16 protein-coding genes are annotated in these 20,818 nt (G+C 41.2%); 6 read left to right on the forward strand and 10 right to left on the reverse strand.

Going from position 1 to position 20,818, the window contains the following annotated elements:
• Positions 1-53: 53 nt before the first annotated feature.
• Both ICL16_RS16385 and ICL16_RS16390 read right to left on the reverse strand, forming a co-directional pair.
• A complete protein-coding gene (locus ICL16_RS16385) occupies positions 54-1,304 on the reverse strand; it encodes an FAD-dependent hydroxylase (protein ID WP_190829614.1) in 1,251 nt (416 codons plus the stop codon).
• A gap of 22 nt (positions 1,305-1,326) precedes the next feature.
• Complete coding sequence (locus ICL16_RS16390; RefSeq protein WP_190829616.1) at positions 1,327-1,659, reverse strand: (2Fe-2S) ferredoxin domain-containing protein; 333 nt, start codon at positions 1,657-1,659, stop codon at positions 1,327-1,329.
• Between the two features lie 426 nt (positions 1,660-2,085).
• Here ICL16_RS16390 and ICL16_RS16395 point away from each other — a divergent pair, with 426 nt between their 5' ends.
• The 3 genes from ICL16_RS16395 to ICL16_RS16410 all read left to right on the forward strand — a co-directional run bounded on the left by ICL16_RS16395 (position 2,086) and on the right by ICL16_RS16410 (position 8,488).
• Positions 2,086-3,132 carry an FG-GAP repeat domain-containing protein gene (locus tag ICL16_RS16395; RefSeq protein ID WP_190829618.1) on the forward strand — a complete coding sequence of 349 codons (1,047 nt, stop codon included), beginning with the start codon at positions 2,086-2,088 and terminating at the stop codon, positions 3,130-3,132.
• A 206-nt stretch (positions 3,133-3,338) separates the two neighbouring features.
• On the forward strand, positions 3,339-7,832 hold the full coding sequence (locus tag ICL16_RS16400; protein ID WP_190829620.1) for an NACHT domain-containing protein: 4,494 nt from the start codon (positions 3,339-3,341) through the stop codon (positions 7,830-7,832).
• Between the two features lie 359 nt (positions 7,833-8,191).
• A complete protein-coding gene (locus ICL16_RS16410; RefSeq protein ID WP_190829622.1) occupies positions 8,192-8,488 on the forward strand; it encodes a hypothetical protein in 297 nt (98 codons plus the stop codon).
• 39 nt (positions 8,489-8,527) lie between these two features.
• Here the strand turns inward: ICL16_RS16410 and ICL16_RS16415 are convergent, their stop codons facing one another.
• The 5 genes from ICL16_RS16415 to ICL16_RS16435 all read right to left on the reverse strand — a co-directional run bounded on the left by ICL16_RS16415 (position 8,528) and on the right by ICL16_RS16435 (position 13,082).
• Positions 8,528-8,764 (reverse strand): type II toxin-antitoxin system Phd/YefM family antitoxin, encoded by a 237-nt coding sequence (locus ICL16_RS16415; RefSeq protein WP_190829624.1) that lies wholly within the window; start codon positions 8,762-8,764, stop codon positions 8,528-8,530.
• Positions 8,765-8,877: 113 nt separating this feature from the next.
• Complete coding sequence (locus ICL16_RS16420; protein ID WP_190829626.1) at positions 8,878-10,233, reverse strand: cytochrome P450; 1,356 nt, start codon at positions 10,231-10,233, stop codon at positions 8,878-8,880.
• A 134-nt stretch (positions 10,234-10,367) separates the two neighbouring features.
• Positions 10,368-11,780 (reverse strand): ATP-binding protein, encoded by a 1,413-nt coding sequence (locus ICL16_RS16425; protein WP_190829803.1) that lies wholly within the window; start codon positions 11,778-11,780, stop codon positions 10,368-10,370.
• Positions 11,777-12,496 (reverse strand): DUF4079 domain-containing protein, encoded by a 720-nt coding sequence (locus ICL16_RS16430; RefSeq protein ID WP_190829628.1) that lies wholly within the window; start codon positions 12,494-12,496, stop codon positions 11,777-11,779. The genes ICL16_RS16425 and ICL16_RS16430 overlap by 4 nt, the downstream gene beginning before the upstream one ends.
• A gap of 121 nt (positions 12,497-12,617) precedes the next feature.
• Positions 12,618-13,082, reverse strand: a complete 465-nt coding sequence (locus tag ICL16_RS16435; protein ID WP_190829630.1) for a DM13 domain-containing protein — start codon at positions 13,080-13,082, stop codon at positions 12,618-12,620.
• Between the two features lie 288 nt (positions 13,083-13,370).
• On the opposite strand from ICL16_RS16435, the gene ICL16_RS16440 reads away from it, so the two are divergent.
• The 3 genes from ICL16_RS16440 (at position 13,371) to ICL16_RS16450 (ending at position 17,409) form a co-directional block, all read left to right on the forward strand.
• The gene (locus tag ICL16_RS16440) at positions 13,371-14,426 is read left to right on the forward strand and encodes a DMT family transporter (RefSeq protein WP_190829632.1); all 1,056 of its coding nucleotides are present in this window, start codon (positions 13,371-13,373) and stop codon (positions 14,424-14,426) included.
• 39 nt (positions 14,427-14,465) lie between these two features.
• Positions 14,466-16,727 (forward strand): glycosyltransferase, encoded by a 2,262-nt coding sequence (locus ICL16_RS16445; RefSeq protein WP_190829634.1) that lies wholly within the window; start codon positions 14,466-14,468, stop codon positions 16,725-16,727.
• 139 nt (positions 16,728-16,866) lie between these two features.
• Positions 16,867-17,409, forward strand: a complete 543-nt coding sequence (locus ICL16_RS16450; RefSeq protein WP_190829637.1) for a GIY-YIG nuclease family protein — start codon at positions 16,867-16,869, stop codon at positions 17,407-17,409.
• Positions 17,410-17,460: 51 nt separating this feature from the next.
• Here ICL16_RS16450 and ICL16_RS16455 read toward each other — a convergent pair whose 3' ends face one another.
• The 3 genes from ICL16_RS16455 to ICL16_RS16465 all read right to left on the reverse strand — a co-directional run bounded on the left by ICL16_RS16455 (position 17,461) and on the right by ICL16_RS16465 (position 20,746).
• Positions 17,461-17,682, reverse strand: a complete 222-nt coding sequence (locus ICL16_RS16455) for a type II toxin-antitoxin system VapC family toxin (protein WP_238360802.1) — start codon at positions 17,680-17,682, stop codon at positions 17,461-17,463.
• Entirely contained in the window at positions 17,663-17,896 is a 234-nt protein-coding gene (locus ICL16_RS16460) for a hypothetical protein (RefSeq protein WP_190829641.1), read from the reverse strand. The genes ICL16_RS16455 and ICL16_RS16460 overlap by 20 nt, the downstream gene beginning before the upstream one ends.
• A 369-nt stretch (positions 17,897-18,265) precedes the next feature.
• Positions 18,266-20,746 (reverse strand): nSTAND1 domain-containing NTPase, encoded by a 2,481-nt coding sequence (locus ICL16_RS16465; protein WP_190829642.1) that lies wholly within the window; start codon positions 20,744-20,746, stop codon positions 18,266-18,268.
• Positions 20,747-20,818: the final 72 nt, after the last annotated feature.

A 20,818-nucleotide genomic window follows, 5' to 3' on the forward strand; every position in this document is an offset into this window, starting at 1 on the left:
GCTATTAACTCATTTTTCTGTTTTGATTTTCCTATATAACTTTGCTCCCCTACTTAACGCTGGGCTAGCTTGGGAGTTCTTCCTAAAAGACCAATCATCAGTTTCAGAGCCAGTATTTTGAATACGGGGACTCTTGCCAAAATCCATAAACCGATGCGACGAATGATGACTAATGGTAACAATTTGTTAGAAAACATTCTATCTAAAATATCAGTAAAACCTAAAATTGTCAAGTTCTCTATTTGACGCCAGCGTTCATAGCGTTTGAGAATGCGAATATTGCCAATATCTTCGCCTTTAGAGTGGGCTTCTTGTATTACCTGCGCTAGAGCAGCTACATCCCGAATCCCCAGATTCAAACCTTGCCCGCCTACTGGATGGCAGTTGTGCGCTGCATCACCAACTAAAGCTAGTCGATGGAGGGTATAGCGATCGCTCTGCATCAGTTGTACTGAAAAGATAAAGCGATCGCCCAGTAATTCCAACTTACCCATCTGATTCCCATAACGCGCTTGTAATTCGGACATAAATTGCTCATCATCCAAGGCACACAGAGCTTTTGCTTCCTCATGAGGAGCAGTCCACACAATTCGGCAACGGTTTCCAGGTAAAGGTAAAATTGCAAACGGACCGCTAGACCAAAATCTTTCGTATGCAGTGTCGTTATGTGATTTTTCTGGTTTAACAAATGCTACAATACAAGATTGCCAATATTTCCATCCATGAGTTTTAATTCCAGCCGCTTGACGAATACGTGATCTAGCTCCATCTGCAGCTACCAATAAAGTACTCTTGATCGTCCGTGTTTCCTGAGCTACTTTAATATCTACCGTTACCTCATCCTGCTGGTACTGTACATTTACTACTTCAGCCGGACATAGATAAGTAACATTAGGACATTCTTTCACAAACTCCTGCAAAGGCTGTAACAGTGCTTGATGTTCTGCTACATAACCCAAATCTTGTGTACTCAAATCAGATGTATCAAATTCTACTACATTAGGATAATCAGCATCAGAAAGGCGAACACGGCGATATGTAGCGATGTGCGGCAATATTTTGTCCCAAATACCGATTCCTTGGTAAATCAACGCCGAAAGCATATGCACTGCATAAGCTTGTCCCTTAGCTACTGCTGCTGATTCTACTTTTGCCTCAATCAGCAGCACCTTCAAATCGGAATCTTTCAACGCACTGGCTAAAGTTAAGCCAATAATCCCACCACCAACTATCACTAAGTCATATTCCAGTTGGTAAGTAGGTGTTTGGGGAAGAGAAATTGGAGAAAGCTGCGCTTGTGCCATTGTTAAGAGAAATTACAGCATCTTAACTTATATTTTTACCTAATTTTGCTGTGGAGGGCAAGTAGAGATGGGGGGTGGTTAATTTATTAGAAACTAACTTTTTCTGAACTTTGGTTGGCAACCACGACACCTCATGAGGTTTGGGTTGGCTTACCAAAGCTACAACTCCGGCTTCACAATGATCTAAACAACCGGAACGACGAATTTCCACCTGATTTTCTAGCTGTTGCTGTTTAATCTCCTCTTGGAGAGCTTGATAGATTTCTTCCGCGCCACGGTTATGGCAGCAACCTTCTGGAGCGTTGGGATCTCGTTGCTTTGTGCAGACAAACACGCGATATTTAGCTGAATTCATAGTTTTATGTCAGGTTTGTTGCTGTATTTGTTTTTCTGTATAAGTTATAGCTCATTACGATCCGGTTCAAAATAGAAAAACCGCCTGACTCTTGTACAGACGTTCCATTGCAATGCTTGTACAGAAGTTCTATCGGAACGCTTGTACAGAAGTTCTATCGGAACGTCTCTACTTTTATCAATCAGAAAAAATATTCAATTTCTGCAAAAAATTGTGCATTGTCCTCGTGGTTGATAAGTCATAAATTTATCTTCATAGTCAGTACTTATTTTTACCAAAGTATTTTGTCCACTCAAGTACCGGGTTTTTGTTGAGGTACTGGCAGTTATTTTTGGTGAGGGAAAGCATCAAACGCCAAACTGCATATGACCGTCTTTGTGTCAATGCCCAATTTCTAGTTTTTTGTGATTATTTATACGATTAATTATGGTGACTTACACAGATTTTAACGGTGATGGCAAAACTGACATCTTGTGGCGCAATAAAAACACAGGTGAGAACACGATTTGGCAGATGGATGGCACGACAGTTACTGCGCGCAATTCTGTGCAGCAGTATGACTTATCTGGGAATTTAATTTTTGGTGATTTCAACGGCGATCGCAAAACTGACATTTTGTGGTATGACGAATCACCCAGAACATCCATTTGGCTAATGAATGGTCCAACAATTGCCACTCAAGATTCTAAGTTTACATTGAACTCATCTAAAGATGTCGGCTATGGCGATTTTAACGGTGATGGCAAAACCGACGTTTTCTGGCGCAATAACATAGTGCCGATTTCACCCATTTGGCTGATGGATGGCACAAGAGTTGCACAAGAGAATAATTTGCGCAAGCTTGACTCCTCTTGGACAGCTAGCATTGGCGATTTCAACGGCGATGGCAAAGACGACGTGTTGTGGCGCAATGTGAACACGGGTGAAAACGGCATTTGGCTGATGGATGGCACGACAATTACCGAGCAGACTGTGATGCCGCAGCTTGACAAAGCTTGGGTTCCAACCATTGTCGATTTCAACGGCGATGGTAAGAGTGACGTTTTCTGGCGCAATACTGTTACAGGTGTGAACGCCTCTTGGACTATGGATGGCACAAATGCTACCGGAACTTTTCTGCCACGGCTTGATACACCAGCTGCTCTTGAGACATCTTGGGCTTGGAGCGTTGTCGATTTCAACGGCGATGGTAAGAGCGATATCTTCTGGCGCAATACTGTCTCGGGTGTAAACGCCACTTGGATTATGGATGGCACAAATGCGACTGGAGCTTTTCTGCCACGGCTTGACACATCGGCAGAGCTTGAAACATCTTGGACTTGGGGCGTTGGCGATTTCAACGCTGATGGCAAGAGCGACATCTTCTGGCGCAATACTGTCTCAGGTGTGAATGCTACTTGGACTATGGATGGCACAAATGCCACAGGGACTTTTCTACCTACTCTTGACAATTCTTGGTCTGCTATTATTTAGCAATAAATGAAAGTTTGTAGTAAGGGCTTCAGCCCTTATCAGCTAAACTCTGAGCGCTTAAGCGCTTACTACGAACGTAGAGTTTATTTTATATTTAATTTTACCTACTTACTTACATGACGATCGCGTATGGAATGAAATAGCCTTGGCACTTGCTAATATAAGAATAAGCAAGATAAATTTCCCTTTTATTTATAAAAGCGTCTGTGATACCGATTAATCTGGACTCTTTAATCAGCGCAATTACTGGCATCGCCAACCCAATAATTAAAGAAAAGCTACAGCGTAATGAGATTGTAATTAAACTATTAAAGCAATTTAACCTTGCCCCTGAGCATCCTCCATCTGATTTCAGCGGTGTTTATGCTTACGCCTTGGTAGAATACGGTGTGGGTAAACCCAAGCTCTTCCTAGAACTTTTCCGACACGAAGAAATTAAACAAGCTTTTCGCAAAGCACTTGATCACAACAATCCTTCAATTCTCCTTTCTGAGGTTGATGCTTTTCTTGCTGCTTACGCTTTGGGTGATGACATTAGAAGCTTAGGAATTGACATCAGGCGAGAAGTCGCAGCTTTTGCTACTGTATTTATAGAGGTTGCCAAGCGCAGCCGCACACCTGCTGATGTGTTGATGAACCAGCAGATCGGCTCTTTACACAAAAGGATAGCAAATATTCAAGAACAATTAAATAGGCTGCCTACCTTGGAAGGAATGAGAACAGAGATGGCGCGGTTGGCACTACCAGCAAATGTAGAGACGCGAAATTTCGCGTCTCTACAACGTGAAAACAAATGTCGGGCAATAGCTCTTGCCCAACAAATGCGGGGTTGGTTTGAAACATTAGACTACCGCTTTGAAAAATATGAAGTTTGGAAAGACAACTATTTTGAATGGATTATCAACATCCCAGTAAGACGTAATCGATTTGACCGAATTCTTGTCCGTGGGATTGAAGGTGAGGCAGGATTGAGCGATGTGATGGCTTTACGCCAATCGGTAGAAAAGCAAAGAACTGATGAAGGCTGGCTAGTAACAGCACGGCGCATCTCACGGGCAGCGCGTGATGAAGTTGATAAAGAGGAAAATCGCCACCTTGACTGTTATACTTTTGACGAACTGATAGATCAGGATGCTGACTTTAGCGGTTATCTCGAATGGTTAGAAGCTGAAGTCAAACGCCGGGAAATTGACAAAAAGTATGTGCCGCTAGCCTGCACTAAAGAAGAGTTTGATTCAACTACCCAGCGCCGGATAGGAGTCAGTCGTTACGATGAACGCGACGGCTGGATTGACGGATATCTCGACCTTTGGCTAGATGACCCAGCGAAGGAACATATATCTATTTTAGGAGAGTTTGGTACTGGCAAAACTTGGTTTGCCTTTCACTATGCTTGGATTGCACTGCAACGCTATCGAGATGCCCAAAAACGTGGTGTTGAACGTCCTCGTCTTCCTCTGGTAATCACCCTGCGCGACTATGCTAAAGCACTGAATGTTGAGAACGTTTTGGCAGGTTTCTTTTTTACTCAACATAATATCCGTTTGAACAGCGAAGTTTTTGACCAACTTAACAGCATGGGTAAACTGCTGCTGATTTTCGATGGCTTTGATGAAATGGCTGCCAAATGCGATCGCCAGCAGATGATTAACAACTTTTGGGAACTGGCGAAAGTAGTAGTTCCTGGTGCTAAAGTCATCCTTACTTGTCGTACCGAGCATTTTCCAGAAGCGAAAGAAGGACGTGCTTTGCTCAATGCCGAATTACAAGCCTCTACAGCAAGTTTGACTGGAGAAACACCTCAGTTTGAAGTGTTGGAACTTGAGAAATTTAACGACGAACAAATCCGTCAAGTGTTGTCCTTCCAAGCTGAAGCAACAACAGTTGAACAAGTGATGAGCAATCCTCAACTGTTGGATTTAGCACGTCGTCCAGTCATGACTGAGTTAATTTTAGAAGCATTGCCAGATATTGAAGCAGGGAAGCCAGTAGATATGTCGCGAGTATACCTGTATGCGGTGCGGCGCAAGATGGAAAGAGACATCAAAGCCGAACGTACTTTTACTTCCTTGGCAGATAAGCTCTACTTTTTATGTGAACTTTCCTGGGAGATGCTTTCTACTGATGAGATGAGCATCAATTATCGCCTTTTCCCTGACAGAATTCGTCGCTTGTTTGGTTCTCTTGTCCAAGAGGAAAAGGACTTAGACCACTGGCATTATGACATGATGGGACAAACAATGCTCATCCGCAATGCCGATGGAGACTACACTCCAGCCCATCGTTCCTTGTTAGAGTTCTTTGTCGCATACAAGTTTGCGGCTGAGTTAGGGGTGTTAGCTGATGATTTCACCGAATTGGCGCAAGCACAATCCTATCTAGACACAAGTGCTGCTCCTCAAAATTACACTTGGTCATCATATTTCAGCCGTAAGATAGATGACACAGAAAATATTTTGCCAATTCCTCCTTTAAAGGGATTTGTCAGTGAATCTTTAGAACAACTTCGCAATAGTTTTGGACAAGCACCGTTGACGAAGGCAGTTATGGATTTGTTGTTGCCGATGCTTACACCAACCCCATGTAGGGGCAAGATATTATCGTGTTCCTACCCACTGCTGAATATTTTGGAAGCAACACGTGGCAAAACAGAACGTGAAGTAGGTTATGTTGGGGGCAATGCAGCAACGCTACTAGTGAAGGCTGATAGGGAAGTACTGGAAGGTATAAATCTCTCCTGTACAGTAATTAGGAGCGCTAATTTCACTAATGCCAGTTTACGGGATGTCAATTTTGCTGAAGCAAATCTCACTGATTGTGTTTTTCCTCAAGTATTGGGTGCGGTTTTTTCAGTTGCATTTAGTCCAGATGGCAAACTATTTGCTACTGGTGATGCTAATTGTGAGATAAGTTTGTGGCAAGTTGCCGATAATACACAAATTTTGAGACTTCAAGGACACAGCGACTGGGTACGTTCAGTAGTCTTCAGTCCTGATGGTAAAACCATAGCGAGCGCTAGTTATGACTACACAGTAAAGATATGGGATATACGTACAGGAAAATGTCTAAAAACTTTGCACGGGCATACTAGTAGAGTAAATTCAGTAGCAATTAGTCCTGATGGTAAAACTTTAGCCAGTGGTAGTACTGACTACACAGTAAAGCTATGGGATAGTAACACAGGACAATGCCTCAAAACCTTGCAGGGACATACCAAAGGGGTAAATTCGGTGGCAATCAGTCCTGACGGTACAATTTTAGTCAGTTGCAGTAGTAGAAACCAAACCATTCGGTTATGGGATATGCGTACAGGAAAATGCGTTAAAACCTTACAGGAGCGAGATGTTAAAACACTAGCATCAGTGGCAATCAGTCCTGACGGTACAATTTTAGGCAGTTGCAGTCATGACCATACGGTGAAGCTATGGGAAAGTAACACAGGACAATACCTCAAGACCTTGCAAGGACACACCGATTGGGTAAGGTCTATTGCTTTTAGTCCTAACGGTACAATCTTAGCTAGTTGCAGTTGTGACCTAACAATAAAGCTATGGAATATCCACACTGGAGAATGCTTGAAAACTTTTCAGGGACATACCGATGGGGTAAGGTCTGTTGCTTTTAGTCCTAATGGTACAACCTTAATCAGTGGCGGTGATGACCAAACAGTAAGACATTGGGACGTTCTTACGGGAGAGTGTGTGAATATTTTGCAAGGTTGTATTAGTACAGTACGGTCAGTAGCGATCAGTTGTGATGGTACAATCCTAGCTAGTAGCAGTGAAGACCAAACAGTGAAGCTATGGGATATAGGTACAGGAAAATGCTTCAAAACCTTATATGGTCATAGTAGTAGGGTAAACTCAGTAGCAATCAGTCCTGATGGTACAACTATAATCAGTAGCAGTTATGACCGTACAGTAAAGTTATGGGATGCCCATACAGGAGAATGTCTGAAAACCCTGCAAGGACATAATGGAGGGGTAAATTCAGTGGCAATTAGTTCTGATAATAGAACCTTAGCCAGTGGCAGTGGTGACAAAACCATTAAGCTTTGGGATATCCGCACAGGAGAATGTCTGAAAACTTTGCAAGAGCATACTGACTGGATAGGATCAGTCGCAATCAGTCCTGATAAGAAAACTCTTGCTAGTGGCAGTTATGACAGGAGTATAAAGCTATGGGATATGAATACAGGAAAGTGTCTCACAACTTTGCAGGGACACACTCGTAGAATACATTCAGTAGCAATCAGTCCTGATGGGAAAATGCTAGCTAGTGGCAGTTATGACAGGAGTATAAAGCTATGGGATATCAGCACGGGAAAGTGCTTGAAAACCTTACAGGGACATACCAGTGAAATACATTCAGTAGTTTTTAGTCCCACTGGTACAACCTTAGTCAGTTGCAGTTACGACCAAACTGTAAAACAATGGGATACCTCCACAGGAGAGTGTTTGAAAACTATACACGGGCATACCTACTCAGTACGCTCAGTAGTCTTTAGTCCTGATGGTACAATCATAGCTAGTGGAAGCTCGGATGAAACAATTAAGCTTTGGGATTTGAAAACAGGGGAGTGTCTCAAAACCTTAAGCAACAAACTATATGCAGGCATGAATATCACGGGTGTTAAAGGTTTAAGCGTAACCGAGAAAGCCACGTTGAAAGCTTTAGGGGCATTGGATAATAGGGAATAGGAAAGTAAGGTACTAAGTAGTAGGGATGTCACCATTAACTCAAAACATTTTATAAACTAAGTTAACTTATGATAAAATATGTCAGTTGTTCATCACTCTATATTTAAGATAGTGGTAGATTGAAAAAATTTCAGTCCTTATGAATTTGAATATGACTTTGAAAAAGACAAGCTAGCAGCACACGGTGTCACATACAATGAAGCTGTCGAATGTTTCTTTTCTAATTACGAAATACGACGGAATAAATCCTATACAGACCGCTATCAACTAATTGGTAAATCTTACAGTGGACGCCGACTCAAAATTATTTTTCAGCTTAAACAGAATAATGTAGTTCGTATTATCACTGGTTGGCAAATATGAATCCAAATAATGAAATTAATCAACAAATGCTTTCTGAACAAGCAATTGATGAAATAGTAGAAGCACAGGTGGATGATGACTCAGCATGGGAATCTCCTATACATGTTAATCAAAAGCAGACTTCTGTTTCCATTTCTGGAGAGCTTGCAGCAAAAGCAGTTTTTTTTGCTGGCTTACATCGAGAAACAAATGTTGAGTCATGGCTTACTCGTGTAATTCAAGAGCGCCTTGAACTAGAAGAAGCTGCTTTTCGGGAAATTAAAGGCGATTTAGCGAGAAACTCTGGTAAATGAAACATTGTTGTTGAAAGTTACACGCTTTTGCTATATAAATCAATAGCGCTCCTGTTGGCGTGCATTAATCACAGTTGTACTTAAAGGTTCACCTTTAACTTGAAGAGAATCTCGGAATTCCTTGCTACTAGCTAACCACTGCTCTTTTTGTTGTAGTGGAACTAGGCGAGCTACTGCCTTTTCTTGCTCAACTAGAATTACCTGTTCTCCCTTGGCTACTTGCTCCAAGAGGGATTTTAGGTTACGAGCTGCTTCTTCAACACTAATTCTTAGCATTTTATCAATTTTTAAAACTTATCTTTATCCTACATGTATCCGGATGAAGTTGAAACTATCATTGGTGAACAGGAAGAGGCAAACGCGATCGCACTGACCAATTCAATCACGCGCTATGCTCTTAATTTTTCTTTCAGAACCATCTGTACTCCTCTAGCCGGAGTAAAAATAACCCCTCGGCGTTGAGGATATTCAAGAGATTGATCTGCCATCTCTAATCGATAATGAGAAAGCATTGTCGCTAAAACTAATTTCATCTCAAATAGGGCTAATGCTTCTCCAATACAACGACGCGCACCACCACCGAAGGGTAAGAATTCGTAAGGGGAGAATTGCCGTTCTAAAAAGCGCTCTGGCTTAAACAATTTAGGTTCTGGATAGATGTCTGGGCGCTGATGAGTTAGATAAATACAACCGTACAGTCTTGTTCCAGGTTCTAATTGATACCCCATGAGTTCTACAGGATCTTTAACTTCTCTCGGAACGGTGAGAGTAGCCACGGGGTAAAGGCGTAGAGTTTCATTACAAACAGCTGTGAGATAAGGTAACTGCACAATCTTTGTTGGATCGGGTGATCCCATGTGATTCAGTTCCACAAGCAGCTTTTCGCCAATCTGTGGATGACGATGAATCCAATACAGCGCCCAAGCGATCGCAGTTGCAGTTGTTTCATAACCTGCGATTAGGAGTGTGATTAATTCATCATGCAATTCAGCATCAGTCATCGGTTTACCTGTTTCATCCTGGGCTGACATCAGTAAACTCAAGATGTCTGAACCAAGCACATGATTCTGGTTGTGGCGAGCGCGAATTTCAGCGTATATGAGTTCGCCGATTTGTCGTTGCAGATGTCGCAAGTACCCCCAAGGACTTCGCGCTCCCCAATCCTTTTGTAAAGACGGGTAGAATAGCAACCCGCCAATAAAAGGAGATTGAAGTGAATCTGTTAGCTTGACAATCAGCTGCTTGAGACGGTTGAACCGTTCTTCTTTTTCAATCCCAAAAACAACCTTCAAAATGACTGCTAAAGAAATTTCTTGTGCCACGTGACGGGCAGAAAACTGAGTGCCAATTGACAGTGCACTCATTGCTTTGTCCACTAATTCACAAATCAATTGTCCATAAGTTCGCATATGTTCTCCATGAAACGGCGGCATTAACAACCGACGCTCCCGACGATGACGAGAACCTGACAACGTAAAAATGGAATAATCCCCAACTATCGGCTGAATCAGTTGGTTGGGTGGAGTAATAAATTGCTTTGTGTCATTCGTAAAAATGCGCTGTAGCGCTTGGGGATTACTAATAAATAAAACAACCGCATGGTTTCCAATCACAGGAGCGTTAAAAATGTCCCCGTAGCGTTGTGCCGCAGCTTCCATATAAGCGATCGAGTTCCTTACGTACTGGATTTTTTGCAGCCATTGAGGAGCTTGCGAACCATCCGGAAGGTGGGTTTTTGAAATCATAGGACTTAACTTTTCCACACGAGAGTGTTTGAAAACTATGCACCCGCCCAAAAAGAGTATCAGCAATTCGTATCTTAACCCAAAGTATTGATCAAAGCGAAAACCAGTTTCTATTGAGGAGATGAATCAAGCAGCTATGCAGGCAAGGTGACTATAAATACACTTCCCTCTCCGATTCGGGAACGTACTGTTACGCTACCCCCCATTGCTTCCACGAAAGTTTTCACAATTGATAAACCTAAACCACTACCTCCAGTAGAACGGTTACGTGCTTCATCTACACGGTAAAATCGCTCAAAAATTCGTGATTGATGTTGTAACGGTATGCCATAACCTCTGTCACAAACTTGAATAATTCCCTGCTCTTCCCGCTGTTCTAATTTCAAAATTATCGGTGTATTGGGGTCAGAATATTTAATAGCATTGTCAATCAAATTGAGTAATATTTGTTTGGTGCGGTTGTAATCTGCTTTTACTTCTATTGGTTGTGATGATTCAATTGTAATAGTACGATCGCTATACTGCCTTGCCATTTCTGCAACTTCGGCAACCAAGTCATTCAACATACAAGATTCAATATTAAAGTGCAAATATCCACTATCTGCCCGGACTAAATCCAGCAAATCCTGCAAAATGTGAATAGTCCGTTCTGCTTCTAATGCAGCAGTTTCCAATGCTTCTCGCTGCACTTGTGTTAAGTGTTGTTGCCGACGCAAAACGCTTTGTAAATAACCTTGTATGATTGTCAGTGGTGTGCGTAATTCGTGGGAAACATTGCTGACAAACTGTCGCTCTTTCTCCCAAGATTGGGAGAGGCGAGTTAACATCATATTTAAAGTTTGAGCTAATTCTTTAACTTCGCTAGGTGCATTACTTAAGTACAGCCGCGCTTCCCCTAAATCTTCAGCCGAAATTAGTTCTGTCATTTGACTTAACTGACGCAGAGGTTGGAGAGAACGCTGGATATATAATGCGATCGCCACTGCCATGAGAATAATTACCACAATACTAGCAACACTCAAACTTTGCATTAATGCCAAAAACATAGTTTGATCGCGGGTAATATCCTGCACCACAAATAGCTTTCCCAACGCCTTACCCTGCACTTGTAAAGAACCACCACGCACAACAAAGTAACGTTGATTCACTTTGTAAACTTGCGAATTAATTGGCATTTCTGTAAGGGCAAGTAATTGCGCCACTGTAGAGTCAGATGGTATGAGATTGGTAGATTTGGCAATAATTTTTTGGTTGGGATTTTTCACCCATAGTAACGTGTCGCTAGTTGTCAAATTAATAATTGTCTTTTGCAGTGCTACTTGTGGTGATGACATTTCACTGTATACTTCTAAATCCCTTGGTAATCGTGCGGCAATTTGTTCTATACTTTGCTTGTGACTATCAATAAGAAGTTGCTGCGTTCTCCAACTGGTTAAAATAGCAAGACTACCTAAACCTAAAGCGGAAACCACAGCAACACCAATAGTCAAACGTACACGTAAGGAAAATAGATCAATTTTCCGGAATATACTGCTAATTTGATTCACTTTGGTGGTTTTGGGTTTTGTGTTGGACAAGTTTTATTCACAAAATCACACTGATAAACATAGGATTCCTGCCAACTAAGGGGAATTTCTAGTAAATCTCGTGTCCCTGTCATCCCTTGCCCAATAAATAATAACAAGGCAATACAGTTTAAGACCGTGTGGATAATGCGCCAACGATTTGACTTATCCTTATATATATCTTGCACAATTGCCAAGGAAAAGATCATCAGCAAAGCGGCTGTAATTCCAAAGTAGTAATGGGACCAATACCACTCATTATCACGGCGAAATACTCCATCTTGGTAACCAAGAATCACTATACCTGCACCAGTTAAAGTTGCAAAAATGCCCCGCCAGTGGCGCTTTTTGGCTCGATAAAGAAATACTAATGAGGCAATGGTGACAGCAAACATCAACAAGATGAAAAGAAATTGGAAAAGATCTTTACTCCAGAGTTGATTTTGAATGATATGTTTGCCAATAGGGTAAGCTAACCCAAGTAATGTTAATCCCACTACAGCGCCTGTTAGCCAGTCACCCAATTGCTTATGTTCTGTACCAACTACTGGGGGAATCTTACTCTTGCCTCCAGCTTTGGTTTGCAATCGACGCTGACGTGTAGCCCAAGCAAAGTTAACTACCATCCCAATCAGGGGAAAGACGAAAAATACTGCGATCGCCGGATGGACAAGAGCAAGAAAATCTGCTAGTTCCATACTATACCTTCTTATACAAATCTAGTTTTAAAGACAACAACCTAATTAAACATCAAATTCTTTCTGTGTTAAGTCAAGAACCTGAATTCATTACAGACGCGGCGGAGCGTCTTTGCGACTCCTAACTCCAAGAAGCATAGCCAAAAGTAGCGTTAAACCGACGACACCAGATTGCCACAGACTTAAAGTTTGCCAAATTCACGTTATTAGGAAGGGCATAGCGCTGAGTACCGCTAGTTTTCTGTAAGCGAGCGATACTAATGTAATCTTGCTTTTTAACTCCGTATGTTGGTGGTGCATCAGAACGATGTAGAATCACAAACAAGTCTGGACCATTATTAGATTTGAAACTCTGGTCAAACTCTAAGTAACGTTTACCATTTTCAGTAATAATACGGGCTTTTCCCTGAGTAGGATGTTCTGCGCCTCTAAAGCTTCCTGCTTGCGAGCTTCTCATGGCAATGGTTTTAGTTACACTGGTTGCAGGTTGTGTCTCTTGTACTGGCTGCTGGGAAACAACCTCTGTTGCACAGCCTACAGTTAACAGGGTAGCGATACTTAGAACTGCTAAATACTTGAACTTCATAGCGTTGCGCTCCGCAAATTTCTCTATTGAGTACAATCTACAACTTTGTACCAGTGACCAAATTAATCTAAGCTGAGACGTTGTTAAAAATTTAAATTGCCATGTGCTGCCAATATTTAATCTTATTTTAATTTGCTTGTTTCTCGTTCAGTGAATAATTGTATTTATAAAAACTCTTGCCATCAGTAAAAATATGTAAAAAAAATTAGTGAAGCCAATAAATTATAAAATAATTATTGTAATCATTAAAATTTACTTAACCGTTTTCACAATTATTAAGCCAAAATAATGACTGTAATTACTCCCACATCCAACTTAAACAGAAAAATTCCCGGAAAAACTTATTTATGGTTAGCAATCCTCATATTTGGTGCGGCTAATGCCATTACACGTAAACTTACCGAAATAGGTGCTCAAAATCTAATTGATGGTAGAAATCCCATTTCATTTTGTAATGTTTTGTTCGTAGGAAATATTTGTGCTTTAGTGATGCTGATTCTGATTTATCGCCGACAATGGAATATTGCTAACCTGAAACAGATATCTTGGCAGAATTGGCTAAGTTTGAGTTTCATGGCAATTTTATCTGGAGCGTTAGCACCAAGCCTTATTTTTATCGCCCTTGATCATACGATGGTTACGAATGTTATTTTAATTGGTAGGATTGAGACACCTTTAACATTAGCTCTATCTATTTGGCTAATTAAGGAAAGAGTTAATATACTAACAATTTTCGGCGCGATAATTTCTCTACTAGGTGTTTTCACAACCGTATTTTTACAAGTATTATGGGAAAACATGATGAGTCCAAGCGTTTTTATGACTGTAGGCGTAGGTGAAATTATGGTTGGTATAGCAGCAATCGCCTTATCTATATCTACCATTATTAGTAAAACTAGTCTTCAGCAAATACCTTTAGGTATCTTTAGTGTATTTCGTATTAGTTTAGCAACAATAGTATTTTTTTGCATTGTTTTATATCTATATGGTAGTCAGCACTTTATCGATGTATTTGCTCCTTTTTTATGGCAGTGGATGCTAATTTATAGTGCGGTTATCGTCGTATTTGGGCAAATATGCTGGTTTACAGGTTTAAAGAGAGCTACTACATCTGATATTTCGTTAGCAAGCTCGTTTACTCCCATAGCAGGGATATTAGCAGCTTATTTCATTTTAAAAGAAGCGCCTACTGCGGCTCAATATATTGGCGGAAGTATAGTTTTATTGGGAATATTTTTAAGTCATCTTGGTAATCAGCGTCAGCAACATTCTTTAAATACCAGCGTAGCTAGAAATAATATTGAGCAGAAAATGACTAATGCTGGTGGTTTTCAAGGCTTATAATGTAAAAGACAATATTTTTTAATAAATAGTGTATTAGCAATGACGATTACACAGTTTAGCAGCACTTTAAAGCGCCACCTTCGGAGGCGATTTCAATTGCCAACAGCAACGCTGATTTTATTAAGTACAGTCTTGCTATCTGTGATTATCGTAGTAGGATGGTTTGCAGGTGAAGACACAATTAGTGTAATTTTCGCTCAGATATATGCTGAGCAAGAAAATCCGCCACTATGGTTAAAAACACCAATGGTGACGCATAAATATTTACTAGCACCAACAGTAGCACTATTTTTGATGGTGTTGGGGGTAATGAAAGTTTCTCCAAAACCCCGTGTTTGGTCCCGTCAGTTAGTGGTAGGAATTTTAATTATTCTCACTTTGCGGTATTTTGTATGGCGATCGCTATCTACCTTAAATCTTTCCGATCCGCTTAATGGAGTATTTAGCCTGGGTTTATTTTTTTGTGAACTACTCATGCTACTTGGTAGCACTATTCAGCTATTTTTAATGCTGAATGTCAAAGATCGTCGCTCCCAAGCAGATCGGAAATCAGTCGCTGTAACTAATGGCAGTTTTACACCATCTGTTGATATCTTAATTCCAACTTACAATGAACCAGTTTTTATTGTACGCCGTACACTTATAGGTTGCCAAGCTCTGGAGTATGCCCATAAAAAAATTTATCTCCTTGATGATACCAGACGCCCAGAAATGAAACAATTAGCTTGTGAACTGGGATGTGAGTATATAACCAGAGCAGATAACAGTCATGCCAAAGCCGGGAATTTAAATCATGCTCTTACCAAAACCAATGGAGAACTCGTTGTTGTTTTTGATGCTGATTTTATCCCGACGAAAAACTTTCTTACTCGTACAGTAGGCTTCTTTCTTCAGGAGCAAGTAGCATTAGTACAGACACCTCAAAGCTTTTACAACGCAGATCCCATTGCCCGAAATCTTGGCTTAGAAAATATTCTCACCTCAGACGAAGAAGTATTTTATCGGCAAATTCAACCAATTCGAGATAGTGCAGGAAGTGTGACTTGTTGTGGTACTTCTTTTGTTGTTCGACGCAGTGCATTAGCAGCAGCCGGAGGTTTTGTCACGGAGTCTTTGAGTGAAGATTACTTTACCGGAATTCGCATATCTGCTCAAGGCTACCGCTTGGTTTATTTAAATGAAAAATTAAGCGCTGGTTTGGCAGCAGAAAGCATTGCCGCCTATGCCACTCAGCGGTTACGCTGGGCACGCGGCACACTTCAGGCATTTTTTATCAAATCTAATCCTTTAACAATTCCTGGACTCAGCTTAATTCAAAGGTTAGCTCATTTAGAAGGATTGCTAACTTGGTTTAGTAGCATCTCCCGTGTTTACTTTTTGCTCATTCCGCTAGCTTATTCATTTTTAGGAGTGATTCCCATACATGCAACACCAGCAGAGCTATTATACTTTTTCTTACCTTATTACTTGGTAAACTTAACAGTGTTTACTTGGTTGAATCATCAATCGCGCTCAGCTTTGCTATCGGACATTTACTCGATAGTACTATGTTTTCCTTTAGCGCTGACTGTGATCCAAGTGATGCTGAATCCTTTTGCCAAAGGGTTTAAAGTGACGCCGAAAGGAAAGATCAGAAAACGATTTTACTTTAACTGGAACTTAGCTTTACCTTTAATTATCTTGTTTGCAGCTAATGCTTTCGGTTTATGGCAAAATCTAGGAATGAGCGTCATTAACGGTGCTTGGGTTAGCACAGTTTCTACAGAACTAGCTCCGCAAATCAAAGGTATTGGTTTAGGTTGGGTGTGGAGTACCTATAATTTGATCATGATTGGCATTAGCCTGCTAATTTTGTTCGATGCACCCAAGTTAGATGTGTATGAATGGTTTGATTTACGGCGAGTAGTGCGTTTAAATGTTGGTGAACAAAGTATCTGGGGAGTAACTACAATCATTTCTGAAGTTGGCGCTCAAATTGCTCTGACTCAAAATCCTGCCCGTAATTTAGAAGATATGACTGTAAAACTAGAAATTGCTGAAGAAAGTTTACAACTCGAAGGGCAGATTGTGCTTCTTGATTTTAAAAATGAGTTTCCCACAGTGCATGTCAAGTTTGAGTCAGTGAGTTTAAGTCAACATCGTCGTTTGGTGGAAATGTTATTTTGTCGCCCAGGGCAGTGGAAGCGCAACAACACACCAGGAGAGTGGCGTAGTCTATTGCTGATTTTGCGCATTCTCCTCAAACCACGAATTTTATTTAGGCGTAACATTGATGTCACAGCCACAACAGTTGCCATTTAACATTTGTTCTCTCAATAGAGTAAACTAATCTTAGTAAAAATCAACCATAAGCGTCGGTTTTAACCGACTTAAGCTATAAGCCTAGAACTGAAGTTCTAGGCTTGGCGGATTGGCAAAGAATAAAATCACTTTAAATTATATGACTGAAACTGATATTCCTTCCTTAGCAAGTTTAGAATCCATTCCTTACATTGATGACAACGGTCAATTACCTGAACAATTGCAGAGTAAAATTGGAGTATACGCAATTTTTAATCAAGACAAATTGCTACAATATGTAGGTTACTCCCGTGACGTTTATCTGAGCCTGAAGCAGCATTTAGTACGTCAGCCACAACATTGTTATTGGGTGAAAGTTCAAACTATTGAACGCCCTAGTCGAGCTATTTTAGAAAATATTGAGAAAGCTTGGATTGCTGAGAATGGCACTGTACCTCCAGGAAATGGAGATGACAAAGAAAAATGGACACAACCAATTGATGCTAAAGCTGTAATGACACCTGAAGAGCAAGCGAATTACAAAAATCCTGCTCATGATGAAATAGGGAAAATCAAAATCGTTAAAAATGTGGCGCGGCGAGTAGAAGCAGAAATTTTAGCTGTTCTGGAAGCGCGGGGTTTGCAAACACAAATTCGCTTTAATCCTAAGTTGAAAGAAGAAGGTTTACTTGATTTGAAATGAATCTCACCATTTTGATTGTAGTTGATTTACTGAAAACAGTGTGTAATGTCGCTACAGTTCTAATTCATCTACTATTAAAACGCGCAGTTCTGTGACACGCTTAAATGCAATATCATTTGTTAACAATGCTTCACAGTTACCTGTTAGCGCCACAGCAACTTGATAAGCGTCTAGTAATGCCAGATTATAGCGCGATCGCAACTGGGCTGCTTGTTGAGTAATGTAATTGTTGATTTGGATAAATTCAGTATTGTCATTCTCTGTGTTCATCATCTTCGCGCCTTGTTCGGAAAATCCATGTTTGAGCATCTTCACCCAAAGCAGGTTCTTTGAGTAATCCCCGAATTTCTCTCCATTTGTGTTGCAGTAATGGTGTGAGTTGTGATTGTCTCGCTTTCTGGGCAAGATAGGCGATTAACTCCAATTGTTCATCTAGCGTCATCGTATCGATTTGCTTCATTACTTCTCTCAAGGTATTGCTAGTCATGGCGATTTATCTTTGTAAAATTAGAGTTCTAGATAAGTTATGTTACTTCTATTTTATTAGCGCTAACACAAGGTATTGTGCAGAAATAAGTTATCCTTTTCCATCAGGTGAGATTCAGCCAAATAACCTCTCAGTGAGCTTGTTTTCCGCTTGAAAGATTTAAACAAACTTATTGAAAGGTAACTGTTTTAAGGATTTTCTTGTGATTGACTCAGTTACAATGATGGGAGTTGGGTTTCCCTTTAATGGCGTTTGCCGTACCTTGTCCATGTTATTCCTTGTTATTCCTTACTCTAAAATAGAATTGTAGTAAGTACTACGGTTTTATTGTCTCTACCACTAACTACTTTTTCCATTGTTTAGTTGCGTCTATAAGTCGTGCAAATTTTGGGCTGCTTGCTTCACTTGCTCGACATCCAGGCATAGAATTTCAGCAATATTTTCTATAGAAAAACCATATTTCAGCATCCTATGAACTGTTTCCTGCTTACCTTTTGCCTTACCTTCTTCCAAAACTTCTTGATAGAGTTCGAGTCTTTCTAGTTCTTTATTTAAAAGATGGTCAGAAACCAAACCTATGGCTTGATTTTGTTTTTCTTTGAATCTTTGAATACTCTTTCTAATCGTAAGCCAACTATGAAGACTTTTATCGGTTCGAGTAGAAAGGGAAAGGCTATTATAAAGTTTTTGAGGCACGATTTTTACTGAGTGAGTATGCCCCTTTCCGAGCGAGTAATAATCAATTTGCACTTTTCTTAGGGCAGCAATGAGTGTCTGTTCGTAAGCATCACTGCGATGGTAAAAATCTTTTACTATGGTATCTAAATCAGCTTCCAATTCTTGCCATTTCTCTCTTACTTGAGCCAGCAATCCCCCCATCATTAAATTTTCATTCTGTGGATTCTTCTGCCACTCTCTTAAGCCATCTTCCACTCGGTCAATCAGTCTTCGTACTTCCCGGTTTTCCTGTCGCCACTGGGCAAACTGCTGCCAACCTTCCATCAAAGCTTCATGGGCTAAATCAACCCAGGCTTCGCCTTGCTGATTTTCTTGCCCAGTTACCAACAAGCGTCCTCTAATCAACACATCTAAAACTTCACCCACAGCTTGCCTTTCCTGTAAGTTACCTCCAGCGATCGCTAACAGTTTGGCTTTGGGTTGCCGCTGTCTGGTATCCTTTACCCCGTCACCTGTTCGCACTAGCTTTAAAAATATTCGCTTAATCCATTCCTGCTCCTGCTTAGTAAAGAAACTTTCATAAATAGCTTTTGTGTGACGATCAAGCGCCCCAATCACCCTACCCATAGCGCGATACTGCTCCAGTTTTAGCTGATGCTTTTCGCGATCGCGTTTTTCCCAAAGTTCTGTCAGGGCAAACTGTAACAAAGGTAAACATTCATGCTCAGATCCCAAATCTTGCAGGATCTCTCCTAGCAAACCGTCTTCAAAGCCATAACCTTGAAGTTTTGCAGGTCCAATAATTGCCTGTTCCAAATATGCTCCTACCAATAGCGGCATATAAACGGCTTGATTCTGAATCAACTGTGTGAGCGCGGGATAGTGCAAACAGAGTTCGAGAAAATCAGCCCGCATTGTCAAGACAACTGCCAACCGCCCGCACGGGGGGCATGATGTTAACAGATCAATGAATCTGCGTCTCTCCTCTTCTTTGAGACAAAGGGTAAACACCTCTTCAAATTGATCCACCACCAACAAGAAACGCTCTGAAGCAGGGAGACTTTCAATCAGGGAACGCAAGCCAATTGGGTGATTGTGGATGAAATCATAAAGCTGCTGAATCTCGCTTGCTCGCAGAAAAAATCGCTCAAATATTCCTCTCAACTTTGCTAAAGGCTCAATTCCTGGTTTAATCGGGTCTAAGACTCGCCAGCCATTATTCTCCAACTGCGGAATCAAACCCGCACGCACCACACTTGACTTACCACTGCCCGACGCGCCGATTATGGGAACAAACTGCGCCTGTTCGAGTTTTTGTAGGATGTCCTCAACTACCTTCTTACGACCGAAAAAGAACTGCGCGTGCAGCTTGTCAAAGGCTTCCAAACCTCGGTAGGGACACTCCTCATGCACAACCGTAGCAACCACCAGATTCTTTGGCGGATACCAAACGAGAGGAATTGCCCTTCCTCCCCCCATGTAAATTGGTTCTTGCCCGCTCTGCTTAAGGGAGCGCGAAATAAAGTCAAACAAGCCACTGGCACTCACCTCCCCGGCTTCATCAGCCTTATCTTCTGACAGTCCGCTGAGAACTGCTTGAGTAAAAATACCTCCTTCTGCATCTTCCCGCGCTCTTTCAAAGGCACGAGAAGCAGTAATTAGGCAGTAATCCTGTTTGCTGTGGAAAACGGGAAAACTTGACCTGATAAAGCTTTTTTCTAGCAAAGAGCCAGAATAGCAGCAGTCTAGCACTACCACCAAGCTACTGAGGTAGGATTTACTGATTAAAGTGTTGAAGTCATCAAAGGCGATCGCGTTTTGTCCATCTTTATTGCAATCTGAAGTTGCCAAATACCCCTTCGGTTCACCAGTTAGGGTTGGTGCTTCAAATCCATGTCCGGCAAAATAGATCAGTGCGTCGTTATCTTTTGCCTTATCCAGTAAAAACGTCCTTAGTGCTTGACCGAGTTTCTTGCCAGTTAACTTTTTGTCCTGCGTGACTTCCCAACGATTCTCACTCTCGATCAACTTTGCTGGTAACGGCTCAACAACAAAGCGACCGTGTTTATACAGCACTTGGGAGATCGCCTGTGCATCGGTGACAGCCTTTGGTAGGTTTGGACTGAAGTTGTCATACTTAGCGATGCCAATTACCAGCGCATATCGAGCCATACTGTGCAACAAGACATAAGGGCATTCCATAGTATTCTAACTGACATAACATCTGTAAATTACTTGAGGCTA

Origin of the sequence: Iningainema tapete BLCC-T55 (assembly GCF_014698965.1) — a bacterium.
GTDB lineage: Bacteria > Cyanobacteriota > Cyanobacteriia > Cyanobacteriales > Nostocaceae > Iningainema > Iningainema tapete.